Genomic DNA, 20,480 nt, shown 5'->3' with positions numbered 1-20,480 from the left:
ACTGAGGATCAGTGCTTGAAGGCCCTCTGTCCCGTAAATACCATGGCAACACGGGGATTTGCTTCATTACACGCCATGATAGTTTCAAAATCCCTCATTGATCCACCCGGTTGCACAATGGAGGTAATTCCTTCTTTAATGCATACATCAACGCCGTCACGGAAGGGGAAGAATGCGTCAGAAACAGCAGCTGAGCCGATGAGCCCGCCTTTGGCTTCCGTGGTGGCCTCATTAATATCAGCCAGTTCAGCTTGTTTCCGTTCTCCCTTATCTACTGCGAGCTCCAGTTCCTTCAGCGAAATCCCGTGTTTATCGAAACACATAAGGTCTGCATATTTTGTGTATGCCTTGTAAACGGCGATTTCAGCCACACCAACACGGTCCTGCTCACCTGTTCCTATACCAACGGTGACACCGTCTTTCACATAGATAACGGAGTTGGATGTAACGCCCTGTTCCACGAACCAGCCGAAGAGGAGGTCATCATATTCCCTGTCCGATGGCAGACGGTCAATTTTATATATCTGTCCCTTGTATTCCGATTCGGCTGGTTTCAGATCATCCCTTGTCTTTACAATATTGAGCGGTGACTGCTGAACAATAATTCCTCCATCCACCATGGATTTGATATCTACAAACTGAAAGTTACTGTATTTTTCCAGCTCATCTATCCGTCCAATTTTTATTATCCTCAGGTTTTTCCTGGTCTTCAGGATGTCCACCGCCTCGCCGGAATAATCGGGCGCCACCACGACCTCCAGGTACTGGTCTGCTATGAGTTGGGCCGTTTCCTTGTCGACTGTTTTGTTGAGGGCAACACAACCGCCAAAGGCCGCAATCCTGTCGGCACGGAAGGACCGGTTGAATGCCTCAGCTATAGTCGATCCATAGGCAACACCACAGGGATTATTATGCTTCACAATGACTGCGGCCGGCTTCGCCATTAGATACTTCATCACATTCAGGGAATTATCAATGTCGGTCAGGTTTATTTTCCCGGGATGTTTTCCCGACTGTATCATCATTTCTTCCGAAATGCCACTTACCAGAGAATTGCCCGGTTGTATAAAATGACACTTGCCAAGAACAAGATTTCCGTTCACCAGTTCATACATGGCCGACTCCTGACCGGGATTCTCGCCATACCTCAGTCCCTTCTCTATGAGGGTTCCGTCCTCATCGATTTTCCATGCGCGCTTCTTATATACAAGTTTCTGATCGCCGAAAGTTATCGTCATATCATCGGGGAAATGGTCGTCCATGACTGTCTTATAGGCATTTTTTAAATCTTTCATATTTTACCTCTTTGATGGAATATTCATTCATTATAAACACCAGTATCGATTTGTACCCGGTTTCACAGCTTTAATCATTATCAATAATATATATCATTCAATCAGAATCGCTCCTTCCTCAAGAACGATGTCAATAATAAAGGCATTCTGATTTGTATTGAGCGATGTGCAGGACATGAACTGTCCCTTGAATTCAAATATTTCATTCTGGTTCAACATCTTCAATGAGTCCTCATTGTCAAAAAAAATATTATATATGATTGTCAGCTTATATCGCTGTGCCGCATTATCTTCGAGCTGCACCCGATATTGTTTTCTGTATCTGCTGAGACGGTCAATAACAGTAACAACGGCATGTCCCTGAACTATCATGTTTATTTTTTTTTCCAGGTATTGCTCCCGGTGAACCAGGGGTGTTGCATAGAGCTCGTAATAAAAGGCCTTATCCAGTATGAGTATCGCTTCTCCCCTTTCATCACGTGGCGCAGCACTGGAACTGAAATCCCAGGATATGAGCATAAGGAAGATGATGTATAACAATCTTTTCATGTGTTTAAAATTCTATCGTGAATTATCATCCGGGAAAAATACTTCATGAAGCATATTTTCACGATATATTTCCATCCTTGATATGCTCAAGGCATTTTTAGAAAAAACACGTATAAAATCATCCACATTGCTGATTCTTATACCGTTAAGTGCAAGGATTATATCCCCGGCGGCAATATCACTGCCGGCACTTCTTGGAGAGATGGAGGATATAACGACATTCCCGGAATTTACATTCTCATCAATCTCAATGCCATACCGGATAAACAGTGATTGAAGAACCTTCCTTATTTTTTGATATTCGTTCTTTTCCCTGAGAGGCATGGAAAAATCATACAGCTTCCCGTCACGGGAAACAGTAATGGATATCGTTTCTCCCACAGGTTTTTTGCCTATCAGGGCAATGACCATGCCAAGAGAGGTGATTGCCTTGCCATCCATTTTCCTGACAAGGTCCCCTTCACGGAGTCCCGAGTGTTCAGCCGGAGAGTTCCTTATTATAGAAAATATCTCAACATAACTGTTGTTTCCAGTTTTATTGAGTCTCTTTTCCCTTGCAAGGAATCCCAGCCATCCCCTTCTTACTCTGCCATGCCTGTTCAATTCATAGCAGACATGCTTGACTATCTGGGAAGGAATGGCAAAACTAATACCCTGGGAACCGCCTGAAACGGTCCTGATGGCCGTATTCAGCCCAACCATTTCTCCGTGAAGATTGACCAGGGGTCCCCCGGAATTACCCGGGTTGATCGAGACATCGGACTGGATAAAATCTTCTATATCGGCAAATCCAATGTTGTTCCGCCCTTTTGAAGAGACTATACCGCTAGTGATAGATTGTTTAAGGCCATAGGGATTTCCGATGGCAAGAACCCATTCCCCCTCGCTCAGATCATTCGATGAAGCGATGGTTATGGGTACAAAGGTCTGTCCATGACGGTTTTCCATCCTCAATATAGCGATATCTGTTTTTATATCGGCAATATAGTAAGAACCGTCTTTAAAGGCGACTGCATCATGGCGTGAGCCATTGCTGGTGATAAATTGGTACAGATCGCCCCGGGACACAACATGATAATTGGTTACTACCATGCCGTCCTGGGTAATGATTGTCCCTGTGCCATCAGCCACCTTTTTAAGATTATAGGACCCTCCCCTGCCGCTTTTCTTATAGATGATAATATTAACTACGGAGGGTTTGGCCTTCCCTGCTGCTTCAATAAAAAAACGATTAAATTCATCGGGTGAAGAATACAGGTGCGCTGAATTCAAAATGATAAACGGTATAATGATTAGTACTGTTTTTATTTTTTGCAACATCATTCATCCCATACCAGGTCAAAATAGCTTGTATCATTACTTATTTTGTATTTATCGAGGTCAATCTTTTTTCCCAGAGGAGAATTTTTAACGGATTTCTCCCGCGGAGTAAGACCTGCGAACAGGGAATAAATACCCACAGCTATCCCTTCAGCTATCTCTTCCTGTTTGTTAAGCAGGATATACCGGTCCCTTTGCCGGTTCAGGTAGCCCAGTTCAATAAAGGCATTTATGGCATTAATATGCATGGGTAAAATCCATATTGAAACATAGGATTTACCGGGTACCTGCTTGGGATGACTGTTTCCGCTGATATTCAGCGAGTAAAGTATATACCGTATCAACTCATATGAAGCAAATGAATTATCTCCTCCAAACCCCTCATAACCGCCGTCACGGCGATAGCTTTCATAAACGGATTGTTCCCGTTCCCAGAATCTACCTTCCGGGACCACATCATTATAATCCATGGAATACCGCGAATAAGGGAAGTGATAAATTGCGATCTGTTCCCATCCGGGAGAATCATTATACCTCCAGGTCACCATGTTCTGCCGATATCCCTTGAATTCCTTCTTTTCAATATTTAGATGCCGGTCCAGGGGGAAGCCCGTAAAATACTGTGAAACGTCCGAGAGGTGCCACTGAAATGGTGTTCGCCTGTTCGATTCACAGAACCAGTCGCTCAGGGGGTCCTCATGAAAATATTCCTGATCGGTGATTTCATGTCTCAGATATTTTAACCCATTCTCCAGCAACCTGTAAGGTGCCGCCAGTACTGGATTCATTCCCTTGTATTCATCCGGTGCAGCCCCTGCCAGATGAAGAGAAACAACAAGATGAGGTCTGAAACTGTTTATTTTTGAAATTCGGCCGTATTGTTTATTATCATTTTCATCGGGGAAATCAAAGAGCCGGTATCCTGCATTTGGATCCTCCATTTTTTCAGCTTTTTCTTCGGACATGGATTTTTCCCTGCTCATTTTCACTATAATATTTATCTGTTTTACATCCCCATCAGTATATTTCTCCAATATCTGTTTAAAGGATTCAAAATCACCTCCCGGAGCGCAGTATCCCAGCAGCTTTTGAACTTTCCGGGCAATACTGTAGACAATTTCATGTTCGTAAATATTCCTTCTGCTGGCCCCGTCACGGAATTCATCAAGATATGTTTTTGATATGGGATCATATCTGTCTCCATGCACGGATCGGGGAAACATGCAGACTCCCCCATGTCCGGGGTCAAGAACAAGCCTGAAAGTGGGGAATTCATATTCCGCCAGGTGTGTTGGATGAAAAAGGATAAAAAATATTAATGCGGGCTGTATTGATCTGAAAAAAAATCTGAGTAGATATTCCAGGATGTTTTTTAGCATAATGATAAAATACCGGCAATTAATTAAAAAAGGGGAATAATCTTTCCCCTTTTTTTAATTATTCTATCGCGATAAGAATATATTTACTGTGGTGTTTTCGTTCCACCGGCCGAAGACGATGTTTCAAAAATTCTGTTCAGATTATCAGCCTTATGAATCTTGTATTTATCCTTAACACCCTGGGTTTCGTTGGGAGTTGCCAGTTCTTCAATAATTTTTATGGCATACGTTTTGGAAACGCGGTAATGATAAACTGCCGTTTCGTAGTTCTTGTCAATGCTTGAAGAAAGTGCATCATCGAACTGACCGTAGGATATTCTTAGCCTCATCTGGTTGAGATGGAGCTCTCTATTTTTATTTGGATCAGATCTTGTTTTTTCATCCAGATGAAGAAGGAGTATTTTATCGGCACAGTCATTCAACATGGTCTGCGTATCTTTCTTATATTCATCGGTGATTTTTTTCAACAGATCGGAAATATCTTTCTTATTATTTTCGAACTCTACTCTGGAATAAATAATATTCCGTTTATAATAAAGGTCCATGGCCTTTTTATATCCGGCATAACATTTCTTATATTCCTCTTCCCAGCCTTTGTCCTTAAAATTCGATACAATCACCTTCAGAAGATAAATCTGATCCAGATTTTTCTTCATCAGTTTAGCTACCACATCCTGTGCATGAAATTTGGCAAGATATGAGTCTTCCGGTCTTTCAGCCTCATTATATTTTGTGCTGCTGTAAGTCCCGTCTGCATTCATAGATACATCTTCTTTTTTCTCTTCCTGGCCTGATACCAGCGTTGATACGGCAAACACGGTGATCAGAATAAGAGAAAACACTTTTAACATTTTCCTCATCTTCATAATTCAACTCCTCATAGTAATCAAGTATTATTGATTCTTGCACATTAAGGCTTCCATGCCCATAAAAATATATTATATAGGTTATTATAAATAACTTCTTACATATAAGCAACTTATTTTTTTAATTTAATAAAATTAATTTATGATTTATTTCATATAAACAAATTGAACATATAAGTTGAGAATGAAAGACATTTCCCCTCATCAAGAAACGAGAATGATTCTCACATCCATAACATTTGTGTTTGTCGGTCCGGTAATAATAAGATCCCCGAGATTGCTGAAAAATGAATAGGAATCATTATTCCCGATAAAATTATCTATATTCAAATTTTTCCGTACTGCACGTTCAACGGTTGTCCCATCGGCAAGAGCCCCTGCTGCATCAGTAGGACCATCGGTTCCGTCAGTACCTATACTGGCCATGATGACCGTATTTAAGCCGTGAATATGGGGGGCTGCCTGCAATGCAAATTCCATGTTTCTCCCTCCCTTCCCCTGACCGCTGACTACAACCGTTGTTTCTCCTCCACTCAAAATACAGGCCGGAGCAGGCAGGGGATTTGATGTAGCCACTATTTCGCGTGCTATCCTGGCATGCCATAGTGCCGCATCCCCCGTATCCCCCTCAATGAGCGAGGAAAGAATACAGGCATTGTACCCCAGTTTACGGGCCCGTTCCATGGCCGCTTTTAGCGCAGTAATATTCGATGCAATGATGCTATTCTTTGTATTTCTGAAAATTTTACTTTCAATACCGGGATTTTCAGGTATTTCCCCGGCCTCCCCTTTGGCTATATATCCCGATATGGAGGCCGGAACCTTCCCGATCAGATGATATTTTTCCAGTATTTCCCGTGCTTCATGAAAGGTGGAACTGTCAGGCACAAAGGGACCTGAGGCTATTACATCCATATTGTCACCTACCACGTCCGATATCATCATATTTACAACCGTGGCAGGCCAGGCAGCCCTGGCCAGGTTTCCTCCCTTGGTCCGCGAGATATGCTTGCGGATCGCATTGACTTCATGTATTGCAGCACCGCTCTTCAAGAGTAGATCCGTAACTGTTTTTTTTTCACCAAGAGTTATCGATTCCGGCGGCAGAGGGAGCAATGATGATCCACCTCCCGAGATGAGAGAAATTACCAGGTCGTCCTCTCCGGCCTTGCTTAGAAGATCGTGAATTTCTTTTGCGCCCTGTGCGCCCATCTCGTCAGGCACGGGGTGTGCGCCTTCGATCATCCTTATTTTTGTTAATTCCGTCGTATATCCATATTTTACGCAGATGATACCCGCGGTTATTCTGTCACCCAGGATTTCCTCTACGGCTTTTGTCATGAGAGAGGTTGCTTTACCTGCACCGACAACATAAATGTTTTTATATCTTGTTAGATCATACTCCTCAATTTTTCCCGCCTGATCGCGAACAAATATACTGTCTTTTTTCCGTTTCAGGTTTGCCCTTACGGCGTTCTCAGGATTGACGGCATCTATGGCAGCCGTGTAAATTTTTTTCAGATCCTCACGGGGTGACATTTCCAGTCCTTTCCGACATCGGTAAAATTCATGAATATGGTATATCTAATTAAGTACAATATACCTTTTTATCATTTAATACAAGTAATTAATTTCAGCCTGTTGCCCGACAAGGTTTGCCGCAAATTGAAAAAAACCTGGTTTACCCAATGCGGAAGAGCGGTGATAAACATTCACCGGGCATATCACTGCGGCACTTTTTCCCAGGAATCAATGACAGGACGATCTATTGCAATTCGGCGGGATTTTCTTTTCCGAGAAAGCGGCTCATGACCAGGAAAACTATAACCGCCAGGGTGAGCAAAACACCACCTTTCACATATTCTTTCATCACCAGGTAGCCGATAGAAAATAAAGATAAATAAACCAGGGCTACTCCCAGTATCCAGTTAACAAAAAGCCCGGTAAGCGGTTCCCCGTGGGCCACGTCAGGCAATTCGGCTCTGATTTTTTTCCACCCGGGCCCTCCCGGCCGTACACGCCGATAAAACCGAATCAACGTTTCGTGATCTTCCGGCCTGGTAAACCATGTAACGATAAGCCATACAACAGTTGTTATTCCTACAATAAAAAACATGCTTTCAGGAAACTCTATCAGTAACACCCATTTGCTCAATGAAAATCCGATAAAAGGAACAATCATAGCCGCAATTTCCGACCAGGCATTTATCCTCCACCAGAACCACCGCAGGATAAGGACCAGGCCGAGCCCGGCTCCGCATTCGATAATAAAGGCCCAGGCCCCGGAGATTGAATTTATAAACAAAACCATGATAGTTGATAAAACAACGAGGATCATGGTAACGATTCTCGATACCAGTACATAGTGCTTTTCAGACGCTTCCTTCTTCACAAAGCGTCGGTAAAAATCATTCATAATATAGGAACTCCCCCAGTTCAGGTGAGTTGCTATGGTTGACATATAGGCGGCAAGAAAGGCCGCCACGAGAAGCCCCAGTAATCCCGGAGGAAGGTGGTCCCTCATTGCCATAATGTAACCCGCTTTTTTTTCATCGGCTGCAAGATCGGGATAGAGCACCATTGATGCCAGGGCGACAATAATCCAAGGCCATGGCCGTATCGCGTAATGGGCGATGGTAAACCAGAGTGTTGCAAGTTGTGAATGGCGCTCATCACGGGCCGACATCATCCGCTGGGCAACATATCCCCCGCCGCCCGGTTCTGCACCAGGATACCATGAAGACCACCATTGGATTGCTATGTGTGCCATAAATGCAGAAAATGAGAGGCTGAGCACTCCCGTCGCAACGGTGCCCGCATTCCACTGGACCTTTGGGAAAAAAGAAAAGACTTCGCCGGGCAGGGACTTTTTCAATCCATCAATCCCGCCAATCTGGGGCAGGTTAAGTATGACAACGGCGAGTATGATGCATCCCGCCATGGCCAGTATAAATTGAAAAATGTCTGTGAAAGCAATACCCCAGAGTCCTGACACGGCCGAATAGATGCCCACAAAAATCATGGCAGCGAATATCCAGATATAAACCTCCTCGCGGGAAATACCGAAGATGTTTTTCAGTATTTCCGCCAGGGCCACGTTTACCCATCCCATGATGATGATATTCATGAAAATCCCCAGGTACAATGCCCTGAAGCCGCGAAGAAAAGCGGCAGGTTTACCGCTGTACCTGAGCTCGATGAATTCCACATCGGTCAGTATACCTGCACGCCTCCATAATTTTGCGAAGAAAAAAACCGTCAGGACATTGCCCGCCACCATGTTCCACCAGAGCCAGTTGCCGGCGATTCCCTTAGTGGCCACCAGTTCGGTTACGGCCAAAGGCGTATCAGCGGCAAAAGTCGTGGCCACCATGGCGGTCCCGGCAATCCACCAGGGAAGTTTCCGGCCCGACAGGAAGTACTCTTCCCTGCTTTGGCCGGCACGCCGTGAAAATAAAAAAGCAATGCCGATACTCACGGCAAAATATGCGGATATTATGAGGATATCGATCAGCTGCATCGGATTCTCACGCGGGAAGCGTCTTACAGGTCTTCCTTGTAATAAAGATCCACATCAAATCCGCCATAACTAGACGTAAAAGAGATGTTGATATTATCGTAGAGAGCCTTCATGGAGATGGGGTCATCATTGAATTCCGGCGGAGAAAGAATGATATCATGATTGTCGAATTGCATCTGATTTGCGAAAGTCCCGGTGATCAGATTGGCGATTTCACCGGCCACATCACCATAATGCTTTTTGATGGATCGTGAGTTGCCTGAACCGACAAATTTCTTTGTCAGAAGGTTAAGCGTGGTTTCGGGAAGGTTGATTATTATTTCACCCTTCAGAGTGCCGTTTATCTCCACGGCTACCTGGTGATCATTCCCGTCGGACTGCATCTCGTATACCTCGGAGATATTCTGATCGCCCAGAAACTTTTTGAAAATATGATTTACGGACCGGACAATTAATTTTGAATATCTGTCACTGCTGCTCATATGAAACTCCGGAAAATATTAATCTGTTTCTTATTATGAATGTTCCCTTGTAGACACGAACATTGGAAAAATCAAGTTTTTTCAAGGTTTAAATAATTAAATACCTTATTTTTAGAGCTGCCCATAAGAATATTTACAACAGGTATAAACACGGGTTTTAAAAAATGCAACAACATTTTTATGTCACATTCGTAATATTCCCACACCATATCTCATGCATATAATAAAAGTCCTTTACAAGACCGTCTCTGTCCTGTCTCATTGCAGACAGGCATTCCTGATCGCCATATCTCATCTCCCGCGATGAGATATAAAGGTTAATTCATGACAAACAGGGTATCAATATGTTCGCCATACTTCATGTCGACAACAGCTCGTTTTTCAAGCATATAGTGAAGGATATTTTTTCCAGAAACGGGTTCACCTGTTATTCCGCCGACGATGTTTCCACGGCCATGGAAATTATCCGGGACAGAAAGATCGATCTTATAATCACGGCTCTTGAAATCAGGGGAGGCGGTGGTGAAAAGCTGATACGCGACATTAACAATAGTCCCTATAAAAACATCCCCATTGTCATGATCACCGGCAATGATTCCATGGAAGTACGGAAAAAAATGTTTTCTCTTGGCGTTATTGATTACATCCCCAAGGACCCTACATTCAGAGACCAATTGCTTTCATTCGTGGACACATTGACAGAAAAGAGCGGGATCCGGGAACAGCTTAAAAATATGGAAGTGGCCGTCCTCGATGACAGCAGGATGGAACTGAGCATCGTTGAAAACCTGTTGCGGCTCAATGGCATTACAAAGGTTGATTTTTTTTCAAAGGCGGAAAAACTGCTGGATAGCGAAAAGCAGTATCACATCTATTTTATCGACCTCATTCTGCCGGGAATTTCAGGGGAGCAGGTCATCATTGAAATCCGGAAGAGATTCCCCGATTCAGTCATCATTGCCATCTCGGGAATTGATAACTACAAGGTCATATCCAGCATCCTTCTATCCGGTGCCGATGATTACATGCTGAAGCCCTTCAACCAGAGCATATTCATGGCCCGTTTAATAGCCAATGCCAGGACATATGTGCTCCTGCAGGAAATTGAAAGAAAGAACTCCAGGCTTGAGACCGTAGTCAGCACGGATCAACTCACGGGCGTCTATAATCATCAGTACCTGTTCGAGCAACTCGAGGAAGAGATAAGAAAAACAAAGTCCGTAAAAGGCAGCCTTTCGCTTCTTCTCTTCGGGATAGATCATTTCATGTTCATCAACGATGCATTCGGTCATCAGACCGGCGATAAGGTTATCATTACCATCGCCGATATAATTAGAAGCGGAATCAGTAAAAATGCTATACTGGGACGTTACAGCGGCGCCTCTTTCCTTGTTATTCTCCCCGATGTTTCTTTTGATAATGCTTTTAGTATTGCCGAGAGTATCCGCAAAGCAGCAAACAGAATCAAAATTAAAGACAACACCATTACCCTCAGCGCAGGCGCCGTACAATTCGAGGGGGAGACCGCCAATGAGCTTATAAAAAAAGCAGATTCTCTCCTCTTTAACGCCAGGAAAAAAGGGAAAAACAGGACCGAGAAAGTCTTTGACTGGCATGTTTCACGATAAATATAAATTGAACCCGCAAGTACTGTAAGACAATATATATTATCCAGCACATCACTCCCTCATGAATATAAAATTATTTATGGGCACCTCTAAAAATCAGGTTTTTCATTAACCAAAAAATGAAAAAACCTGATTTTTCCTATGCTTGTGCCCACAAGGGAACTTCCAAAATCTAATTTATAGAGGTTCCCTTATAACAGAAGCATGATTCAAGAAAACAGGTAATATAAAAGTGCTTGCCGGAAAATCTTTTTTAACTATATTGTACCTATGAAAACGAGCAGCAATATATTCATAATATCCTTTTTTTCCATAATCGCCCTCATAATTCCCCTTTCGGCCGATGACACTCCGGTAGTGACTCAAACAGGGAAAAGTCCCGGCAAGAATGAAATCAAAATTTCCAGGGGCGATACAAATCAGGCTGTCAAACTCAACTGGGAGAATATCAATTCCGGTACAAGATCCCGAATTTTCCGCTCAACCCTTACCCGCGGACCATGGGATTTTATAGGTGAAAGCACTAGCAATTCATATATTGATAAAACAGCCGAACCCGGAATTAAATACTGGTACAGAATACAGATGGTAAAAGGGAACACGCCACCGATTATGACCGTTCCGGAATGGGGTTACAGGAAAATAGGTCCCCTGAAAGGAGAGAACTTAAACGCCATTTTGCGTTCGAAAAACAGAAATATGCCCGTAATCTCCGACCTGAAGCAGAAAGATGCCGCAGTTAAAGAACTGGCCTTTCTTGAAAAATATCACATGAACCGCATCGAACTCTCGATTATCATGTTTATAGCCGGCTCCTATATAAAAAACGGCACACTTATCATTCTGAATGATTTTGACCGGCATACCATTGATTACGGGAACAGACAGGTGTTTTTCACAAAAAATGAGAAATACATGGTCAAATTTTATTCCAAAAAATTATTCCGCATTTATGACGGCAGCACACCCTTGCATCATGTACTTACAAAAATTTCTTTCGGGACAGCGGGAAATGCCGGCCAATATACCATATCGGGCCTTGGCATCAAAGAAAAAGAACAGCAATGGAATAACGGCGGTGAAGCTTCCATCGAAGTATCATTGCCCCAGGCAGACAGTGATCTGCTCCTGGACATGACCCTGAACCCCTACTATGGCAAGGAAACATATCCTTTCAGACGTATTACCGTTTCAACAAATGATGCACAAATTCAAAAACTGTCCATTCCCCGAGCCGGCAAATATCGTCTGCTTATACCGCAATCCAATATCACGGGGAACAAACTTCGATTGCAATTTTCTTTTCCCGATGCACAAACCAATCTCGAGATGTATAATAAGCCAAGCACCGTAGCCTTTAAAACGCTGACCCTGTCAGAACGTATCTTTACCCAGGATCTTTTCACCCGTCTTATGAATAACGCAATTTTTTACTGCATTCCCCGCGGGGATAAACCGATCACCCGCAAAGATGGGACCGTTATCTTCATTCCCTATTATGAAGCCATCGGCATGTCCACGGAGTACTTTAAAAACTATTCAAACTGGCGTTCCAACACTATCATGCTCAGTACCAGTGATAAAAAGCTGCAAAAAGAGATGGAAAAGGCTGAAAAAAAAGGCTAATATTTATATATTTTTTATAAGAAGTATTGACAGAAAAACCGCCCAATTTATGACGGTATCACCTATTAATTCATTCCGCATATCAACGGTATCATTATGATCAGACAATCAATCCAGAACATACGACAGAACTATTACATGCCCGTGCTGGGACTTCTTTTGTCGATAAAACTCATTATCAGCCCCTCTTTCATGGAAATTCAGTACAGACCCTCAGCTGCCTACGGTCTGAACATCATCGGCACTATCCTTGTTCTTTATTCAGTCTGGTTCCTCTTCAGACAGAACCGCAACCGGTTCATCTATGCCTTTACCGTATATGCGCTGTCGTCCCTGCTCATCGTGACACAGATCGTGTACATCCGGTATTTTACCCGTCCCGTGAGCCTGTATGCCCTGCTCCAGCTTGCGAACCTGCAGGGCCTGGGCAATTCCATCTGGTCGCTTATGTCCTTTTCGGACCTGGTAATGCTGTTTGATGTGCCCTTCATTCTGCTGTTTTTACTGCCCGGGATAAAAAAGCAGATCATAGAAAGGAAAAAAGCTCTGTCTTCCATGGCCTTCTCAATCGGCATGATTTTAATGCTTATTGTGCCGGTTCACATGAAATTCGTTCAAAACAAGCCTCTTCTCTATCCCTGGAGGGAGTGGGAAAATCTGATTCATTATAATATTGTGGAATACCAGTTCATCGATTTCTTTATCACCGTCACCAGCAGAACCAGGCTGAGCCTGAACACTCATGACCAGGACCAAATCAAGCATTGGCTTGAGGATAATAAACAATACAATTCATTTCAATATCGTGATGAGCTTTTCGGTGTCGGTAAAAAGAAAAATATCATAGTCATCCAGTGTGAAGCCCTGGGTAATTTTGTCATCAACAGAAAACATAACAACCGGGAACTGACTCCCAATGTTAACCGCTTAATAAAAGAAAGTATGTACTTCAGCCATCACCATTGTCAGAATTTCCATGGCGGAACCTCCGATGCCGAATTAATTCTTTTAACATCGATTTTCCCGCTCATGAAGGGCAGCACTTTTTTCCGATATCCCGGTAATTATTACACGGCCCTGCCCAGTCTGCTGAAAGATGAGGGATACACTACAGCGGCATTTCACGGCAACCAGAAAAGTTTCTGGAACAGGGGGGAGAGTTATCCGTCCCTGGGCATAGATGAGTTCTATGATGCGGAAAAAATGTTTGGTAAAAAAGAATGGATCAATGATGACGAGAAGGTTTTTGACAAGAGCATATCAATCATGAAGAGTCTTGAGAAGCCTTTTTTCAGCATAATCATCACCATTGAAACACACCTGGGAGCGGATCTCCTTAATATCAACGGCTATTTTGAGGCAATCCATAAACTCGATGCTTCGCTGGGAAAATTCATTGCCAACCTGAAACAGAGTGGATTATATGATGACAGTATCATCATACTTTACGGGGACCACATACCCTACCTGAAATACGGAGAAATTGTCAGGCGTGATACTTCCCTGGCCTGGATACAGAAGCCGGGACGGGAAGTCCCCTTTATCATGCATATCCCCGGCGTTGCACCTGCCGTCATATCAAGGATCACTGCACAGGTCGATGCCTATCCCGCCATTGCATACATCATGGGTATTGATCCGGGAAAATATGCCGGCCACATAATGGGAAAAAACATGATTACCACAAGGGATAGTTACGCGCTTACATATCCCGATGAATATTTAAGCGACGATGCCAAGGTAAGTCCGAAGGAGCTTATGCACAGGAAAACCGCTTTTGATATCGGCGATCTTATCATTCGAAGCAACTATTTTTCTGAATACATCAACAAGGTCGCCGCATCAACATCATCACGGGAAGACAAGGCACGGATGTAACCGCCCTTCCCCGCCGACAGGTAAATTAAATTCTGCCTATTTAATCATTGATGACGCCAGCTTCAGGGCCTCATCAAGGGCGTTCTTCAGTCCCGCAGGCGTCTTTCCGCCGGCCTGTGCCATGTCCTTGCGGCCGCCGCCGCCGCCGCCCACAAGTTTCACCGTTTCCTTTATAAGCGCCCCGCAGTCGATGCCTGCATCCACGGCCTTCTTCGTGGCGGCATAGAGCAGAACAGCCTTGCCTTCCACTTCGGAGCCCAGGCAAACCAGGGCATTCTGCTCCCTCTCCCGGATTGCGTCGGACAGTTCCCGGAGCTGTGCCGTTTCCACGCCGGTAAAGTGATGCGTAATAATTTTGACGCCTTTTACAACTGATCCTGAAGCCATTATCTCATCGATGCCCGAGTTGAGATTCTGTTTCTTTATTTTCTCCAGTTCCTTTTCAAGAGACCGGGACTTTTCCACTACATCCTCAAGTCTTTTCAGAACATCTCCTTCCGTAACATTAAGTTTTTCCACGACACCGGCAAGCAGTTTTTCCTGCACCGCATACCGGTCAAGGACTCCCTTCAGCGTCGTGGCCTCGACTCTCCGCACGCCGGCCCCCGGTGAAGATTCCCGTACGATCTTGAAAACGCCGATTTTACCCGTGTTGTCCACATGCGTGCCGCCGCAGAGTTCTTTACTGAATTTATCGACGGTGATGACACGGACCGCATCCTCATACTTTTCATCAAAAACGGCCATGGCCCCGCTTTTTACCGCGTCATCAAGCTTCATTTTTTCCGTAGCGACCTCGACATTTTCCCATATCTTCTCATTGACTAAGGATTCCACCCGCTGTATCTCTTCATCGGACATGGCGTTGAAGTGGGAAAAATCAAACCTGAGCCTTTCCGGATCAACAATGGAGCCGGCCTGCTTGACGTGCTCTCCCAGAACGAATCGGAGCGCCGCCTGAAGGAGATGCGTGGCCGTATGGTTCGCCCTGATAAGATTCCGGTTCACCGTGTCTATCCGCGCTATGGCAGCCCCGCCCTTCCTGAGCTCGCCCCGTGTTATTTCGCCCACATGAATAATGGTCTTATTATATTTTTTCGTATCGTCTACCCGGAAAACAGCACCGGAATCAGTGATTATTTCGCCTACATCACCTACCTGGCCGCCGGACTCACCGTAAAAGGACGTTTCTTTAAGTATGACAAGCCCCTTCTCCCCCTGACTCAGAATTTCCTTTTCCTCGTTGTGGTCATAGAGTAATTGGATAACACTTTCCGTTTCATTTTCGTCGTATCCCCTGAATACGGTATCACCGGCCTTCCGGGCCCCGTCCTCAAAGAGTTTTTCCAGGCCCGCTTCGGCTCCCTTCCAGCTTTCCTTGCCGCGTTTCCGCTGGGCCTCCATCTCTTGTTCAAATCCATCCCTGTCCGCTTTTAATCCCTGTTCAAGGACGATCTCCTCGGTCATCTCCAGTGGAAATCCGAATGTGTCGTAAAGAACAAAAACATCCTTGCCGGAAATGACGGCGTCGCCCTTTTTCCTGGCCGATTTTATAATCTCCTCAAGTCGGTCCATGCCGTTTTCAATGGTTTCCAGGAAGCGCTTTTCCTCCGATTCGATGACGGCCTTGACGTTTTTCACCGAGCCCTTAATTTCCGGATAAAAGTCTCCCATTATGCGGACAACAGGATCAGCCATGCTGTAAATGAAGGGATCTTTAATGCCTATCTGCCTGCTGTACCTGAGGGCCCGTCGCAGTATACGACGAAGAACATATCCCCTTCCGTCATTGGAGGGATAAATGCCGTCGGACATGGCAAAGGTCAGTGCCCTGGCATGTTCAGCCATGACCCGCATGGGAACGATATTTTCTCCTGTATAAGAAACACCGGTTTTTTCAGTGATAAATTCAATGAGCCCCCTGAATTCATCGGTCTCATATATGGAATCGACATTCTGCACGAGGGTGGCAAGCCGTTCCAGGCCCATGCCGGTATCAATACCGGTACGGGGGAGGGGGTGGAGTTTTCCATTAATGTCCTGGTTAAACTGGTTGAATACCAGGTTCCAGTATTCGAGGAAGCGTTCACACTCACATCCCGGTTTACAGTCACTTGCCCCACAGCCAAATTCCGCTCCGCGGTCGAGATAGAGTTCTGAGCAGGGACCACATGCTCCGCTGTCTCCGGCGGGCCCCCAGAAATTGTCCTCCTTCCCCAGCCGTACTATTTTTTCAGCCGGCACACCGATATGCCGGTGCCATATATCAAATGCCTCGTCATCATCCTGATAAATGGAGACCCATATTTTCTCCGGGGAAAACCCTATCACTGATGTTGAATATTCCCAGGCGAATTCTATGGCCTCCTTTTTGAAATAATCACCGAAGGAGAAATTCCCCAGCATCTCGAACAAGGTCAGGTGCCGTTTTGTTTTACCCACATTTTCCAGGTCACTGGTTCGGAAACACTTCTGGACCGAGGCAGCCCTGGTATATTCCAGGTCAACGGTGCCGGCAAACATGGGTTTGAACTGGACCATGCCGGCCGTCGTAAAGAGCAGCGTGGGATCATCCTTCGGCACCAGGGAACTTGAAGGCACGATGCGATGGTTTTTTTCCCGGAAAAATTCTATAAATGAATGTCTCAAGTCCATTACTTTCTGCATGTCAGGCCTCTTTCGTTAGGAAAATATAAAAATATCTGCCGATAGATTGTCTATACTAGATCCTCTCAGAAAAACAGGGTCCTGTATTACCGGCATTGCTGATTTCTTTCTTTTAAAGGCATTGTGGAAAAGGTAATTATTTTTTCAAGGAAAATTGTGCCTCAATAAAACGAACAATCACTCAACCTCATCGTTCACCATTTCCAATTTTTTCAGCACATCCCGAATATCCTCTCTCGTAAATCCCCTCTGGTACAGATATGCCGAAAGACGATACTGTATATTTGTTTTCCCCTGGAGTGATTTCAGTTTCCTCTCGGCAAGCCGGAAGAGTTCTTCCGCATTCGTATCTATTTCAGCTTCGTCAATTGCCTGTTGTATTATTTCTCCCGGTATCCCTTTTACTATCAGCTCCCTTTTTACCAGGTTGATGCCCCTTTTCCCCTGCTGAAGCCTGCCTTCAATATACTTTATGGAAAAATGTAGATCATCAAGGTACCTGTATTCAAGCAGTCTTTTTGCAGTACCGTCAATTATTTCCGGGGAAAAACCCTTCCTTGTCAGATACTGTCTCATTTCACGGGTAGATCTATTGCGGAAAGAAAGATAATGAAGGGATTTCTGCCAGCATTGGTAACGCTGTGACTCCAGCACAATTTCAGTCAGGAGCTCACCGGAGAATTCTTTCCCGGTTTCTAGCCCGTATTTGCCCAGGGCTTCGGGAGGAAGAACAATCTCTTCTCCCGTATCGAATTCTACTTTAATGCGGTCATTCTTGTAATGTATTTTGATAATACAGGTCATTTTCATCGAACCGTTTGCAGGTATTGCAAGCAGTGGATTATTTATCCACACACATTAACTTCTGAAAGACACTGGAACCAAAAATATGATCAACTTTTGAACAATAAAATAAAAAAGGATGCCTGCCGGCATCCTTTTTTGCAATATATAATAATCGATTTAACGTTTCGAAAACTGGAATCTTTTCCTTGCTTTCTTTTGTCCCGGCTTTTTCCTTTCAACTTCCCGTGCATCACGGGTAAGGAATCCACCCTGGCGAAGTGTTTTTTTATGGGCCTCATCGACCTTAACAAGGCATCGGGCAATGGCCATCTTGATAGCTCCAGCCTGGCCGGACCAGCCGCCGCCCAGAACCGTGGCGAATACGTCAAATTTTTCCAGCTGACCAACATATTCAAGAGGCTGCCGGACCACAAGTCCCAGGGTCATCCTTCTGAAATATTCATTGATCGGTTGTTTGTTAACCACAATATTACCGGAACCGGGTTTTATCCAGACCCGAGCCACGGAGGTTTTTCTTCTGCCTGTTGCGTATACTCTAGTGTCAGCCATTTATCTTACTCCTTTATCCTATATCTCGACCTTGACAGGCTGTTGAGCATCGTGAGGATGTTCCGGGCCTGCATATACCCTGAGGTTGGTGATCTGCTGCTTGCCCAGTTTACTCTTGGGAAGCATGCCTTTTACGGCGTGCATGATGACATACTCGGGTTGTTCAGCCATAATTTTCTTGATATTGATGAACTTGTCCCCTCCCGGGAACTTGGAATGCGTAAAATAATCCTTATCTTCGGATTTTTTACCGGTCAGGACTACCTTCTCGGCGTTTATAATAATTACATTATCACCCATATCCATGTGGGAAGTAAAGGTGGGTTTGTTTTTTCCTCTTAAAATATCGGCAACTTTGGTAGCAAGCCGTCCAAGAATCTTGCCTTCCGCATCAATCAGGACCCAGTTTTTTTCAACCTGGGACTCTTTTATACTATACGTTTTCTGAATACTCATCGTTCAGACTCCTCTTACGAATTATCAACTCACATAATGACACAAAATATTAAATAACCGAAAAATGATTGGGATCAATGATTGGGCTAAGTGAATAGCACTACAAATCACCTGTTTTCTGTCAATACATTAATTATTAATTTTTTAGACGGTTTTTCATAAAAATCACCCTATTCAGATACACTGAAATGAGTCATTATCAATAAAAAAATATACACCGGTTATTGCATAATATCCTTATAACTCAGCAGCGCTGCCGAAATCATAACAAGCAGCGAGGTCTTTTCCCTGCCCAGTTCTTTTGCGATATATACTTTGCCATCATTGACAACGTCAACCACAGCGACAAGTTTTCCCGCTTCTGTGATGTAATATCCCGCATCGTTCTGTACATCCCATGCCGCACCCTCAAGCCTGCGTGAACCTTGTATTTCAAAACTGCTGTTCCTCCAGGTAATTGCAGCAGTCTTTTTGCCGCTGATCATCATGCTCCCCGTATCCTGCTTCATTTTAAATTCACAGGTCTGTTTATCCGCGGACTTCATGGTACAGGTGAGTGTATTACTGATAATCACTGTTGATGTAGTTGTAACCTTTCTGGACGATTTTGTCTCTTTTATGAATTCGGCTTCGGACCTGCACTCAGCCTTCCATGAAGCGGCGCCGTTTTCCGAAACGGCCACGGTATATGTCTCAGTTGAGATTGTTGACTTTTCATCACCAAACATTGTTTTATGTCCTGATGGCTTTGAAAGAACGGCACCGCGAGTCCAGTCAACAGTGTACGGACCAAAGGAATATTTTCCCGAGAAGATTGCAAATGCCCTGCGCCCCTTCACATCATACTGATCGAATACAGTTTTATCGCTCCCTTTAGGAAATGCTAACTGCGCTATTGTACATCCGGTTATAAGACAAGCTGAAACAAAACAGAGTACTGCGATAATGCATGCTTTTTTCATGTTCATTATTCGTTATCCTTTTGTATTTTATTAAAATTATGTAATTTGCTTACTCAAAACACGGTACATGCAACAGACCCCTTCTATCTGGCCCTATTACCATTATCCCCCCGATGATCTTCTTTGCGTACTTATTATAGATGCACCGGTTACGGCGGCGGCAACCTGCGGGAAAGAGAGATGGATGTCGGGTTTTTTCAGGTACAGAAGGATCACCAGGGAGGCAATGAAACTGCGGGCCCCGGCTATGGCAAAGGGATTCCCGTCAATGACTTTGATGAACAGGCCGGCGATACTCCACAGAAAGGCCGTACTCATCATAGCTGCAATGCCGATAATTTTATACCGTGAATGCTGCATACTATTGTTAACAGAAAAAGTACTTGTGATGAGCTTGTCGAAGCATTTTATACGGTATCCTTTATTCTCATAATATTTTACTATTGACAGGGAGCCCGGGACAGGCAAGGCTTTTTTTATTTTAAACCACTTATTA

At 44.3% G+C, this 20,480-nt stretch carries 17 protein-coding genes; 3 read left to right on the top strand and 14 right to left on the bottom strand.

Annotation, left to right across the window (positions count from 1 at the left end):
* Positions 1-8: 8 nt before the first annotated feature.
* From CVV44_00200 to CVV44_00165, 8 genes are all read right to left on the bottom strand, one after another.
* Positions 9-1,295 carry an IMP cyclohydrolase gene (locus CVV44_00200; GenBank protein PKL41094.1) on the bottom strand — a complete coding sequence of 429 codons (1,287 nt, stop codon included), beginning with the start codon at positions 1,293-1,295 and terminating at the stop codon, positions 9-11.
* Between the two features lie 93 nt (positions 1,296-1,388).
* Complete coding sequence (locus tag CVV44_00195; GenBank protein ID PKL41093.1) at positions 1,389-1,844, bottom strand: hypothetical protein; 456 nt, start codon at positions 1,842-1,844, stop codon at positions 1,389-1,391.
* Positions 1,845-1,856: 12 nt separating this feature from the next.
* The gene (locus CVV44_00190; GenBank protein ID PKL41092.1) at positions 1,857-3,167 is read right to left on the bottom strand and encodes a hypothetical protein; all 1,311 of its coding nucleotides are present in this window, start codon (positions 3,165-3,167) and stop codon (positions 1,857-1,859) included.
* Positions 3,164-4,543, bottom strand: coding sequence for a hypothetical protein (locus tag CVV44_00185; GenBank protein ID PKL41091.1), 1,380 nt, complete (start codon positions 4,541-4,543; stop codon positions 3,164-3,166). Before CVV44_00185 ends, CVV44_00190 begins: the two co-directional genes overlap by 4 nt.
* An 83-nt stretch (positions 4,544-4,626) precedes the next feature.
* Entirely contained in the window at positions 4,627-5,409 is a 783-nt protein-coding gene (locus tag CVV44_00180; GenBank protein PKL41090.1) for a hypothetical protein, read from the bottom strand.
* A gap of 204 nt (positions 5,410-5,613) precedes the next feature.
* Positions 5,614-6,948: a glycerate kinase gene (locus tag CVV44_00175; GenBank protein PKL41089.1), complete on the bottom strand. Its 1,335-nt coding sequence runs from the start codon at positions 6,946-6,948 to the stop codon at positions 5,614-5,616.
* A gap of 226 nt (positions 6,949-7,174) precedes the next feature.
* Positions 7,175-8,929, bottom strand: a complete 1,755-nt coding sequence (locus CVV44_00170; protein ID PKL41088.1) for a sodium:proline symporter — start codon at positions 8,927-8,929, stop codon at positions 7,175-7,177.
* 23 nt (positions 8,930-8,952) lie between these two features.
* On the bottom strand, positions 8,953-9,411 hold the full coding sequence (locus CVV44_00165; GenBank protein PKL41087.1) for a hypothetical protein: 459 nt from the start codon (positions 9,409-9,411) through the stop codon (positions 8,953-8,955).
* Positions 9,412-9,755: 344 nt separating this feature from the next.
* Here CVV44_00165 and CVV44_00160 point away from each other — a divergent pair, with 344 nt between their 5' ends.
* From CVV44_00160 to CVV44_00150, 3 genes are all read left to right on the top strand, one after another.
* On the top strand, positions 9,756-11,039 hold the full coding sequence (locus CVV44_00160) for a diguanylate cyclase response regulator (GenBank protein PKL41086.1): 1,284 nt from the start codon (positions 9,756-9,758) through the stop codon (positions 11,037-11,039).
* A 270-nt stretch (positions 11,040-11,309) separates the two neighbouring features.
* Complete coding sequence (locus CVV44_00155) at positions 11,310-12,665, top strand: hypothetical protein (GenBank protein PKL41085.1); 1,356 nt, start codon at positions 11,310-11,312, stop codon at positions 12,663-12,665.
* A gap of 96 nt (positions 12,666-12,761) precedes the next feature.
* A complete protein-coding gene (locus CVV44_00150; GenBank protein PKL41084.1) occupies positions 12,762-14,543 on the top strand; it encodes a hypothetical protein in 1,782 nt (593 codons plus the stop codon).
* 36 nt (positions 14,544-14,579) lie between these two features.
* Here the strand turns inward: CVV44_00150 and CVV44_00145 are convergent, their stop codons facing one another.
* From CVV44_00145 to CVV44_00120, 6 genes are all read right to left on the bottom strand, one after another.
* The gene (locus CVV44_00145; protein PKL41083.1) at positions 14,580-17,210 is read right to left on the bottom strand and encodes an alanine--tRNA ligase; all 2,631 of its coding nucleotides are present in this window, start codon (positions 17,208-17,210) and stop codon (positions 14,580-14,582) included.
* 177 nt (positions 17,211-17,387) lie between these two features.
* Complete coding sequence (locus tag CVV44_00140; GenBank protein ID PKL41082.1) at positions 17,388-18,020, bottom strand: hypothetical protein; 633 nt, start codon at positions 18,018-18,020, stop codon at positions 17,388-17,390.
* Between the two features lie 153 nt (positions 18,021-18,173).
* Positions 18,174-18,566, bottom strand: a complete 393-nt coding sequence (locus tag CVV44_00135; protein PKL41081.1) for a 30S ribosomal protein S9 — start codon at positions 18,564-18,566, stop codon at positions 18,174-18,176.
* 18 nt (positions 18,567-18,584) lie between these two features.
* Positions 18,585-19,022, bottom strand: coding sequence for a 50S ribosomal protein L13 (locus CVV44_00130; GenBank protein ID PKL41080.1), 438 nt, complete (start codon positions 19,020-19,022; stop codon positions 18,585-18,587).
* A 221-nt stretch (positions 19,023-19,243) separates the two neighbouring features.
* Positions 19,244-19,990 carry a hypothetical protein gene (locus CVV44_00125; GenBank protein PKL41079.1) on the bottom strand — a complete coding sequence of 249 codons (747 nt, stop codon included), beginning with the start codon at positions 19,988-19,990 and terminating at the stop codon, positions 19,244-19,246.
* A gap of 96 nt (positions 19,991-20,086) precedes the next feature.
* Entirely contained in the window at positions 20,087-20,452 is a 366-nt protein-coding gene (locus CVV44_00120) for a hypothetical protein (GenBank protein ID PKL41078.1), read from the bottom strand.
* Positions 20,453-20,480: the final 28 nt, after the last annotated feature.

The sequence above is a fragment of the Spirochaetae bacterium HGW-Spirochaetae-1 genome, assembly GCA_002839375.1.
Taxonomy (GTDB): Bacteria; Spirochaetota; UBA4802; order UBA4802; family UBA5550; genus PGXY01.
The sequence above is the reverse complement of the archived record's forward strand: the minus strand, read 5'-3'. Positions and strand labels throughout refer to the sequence as shown.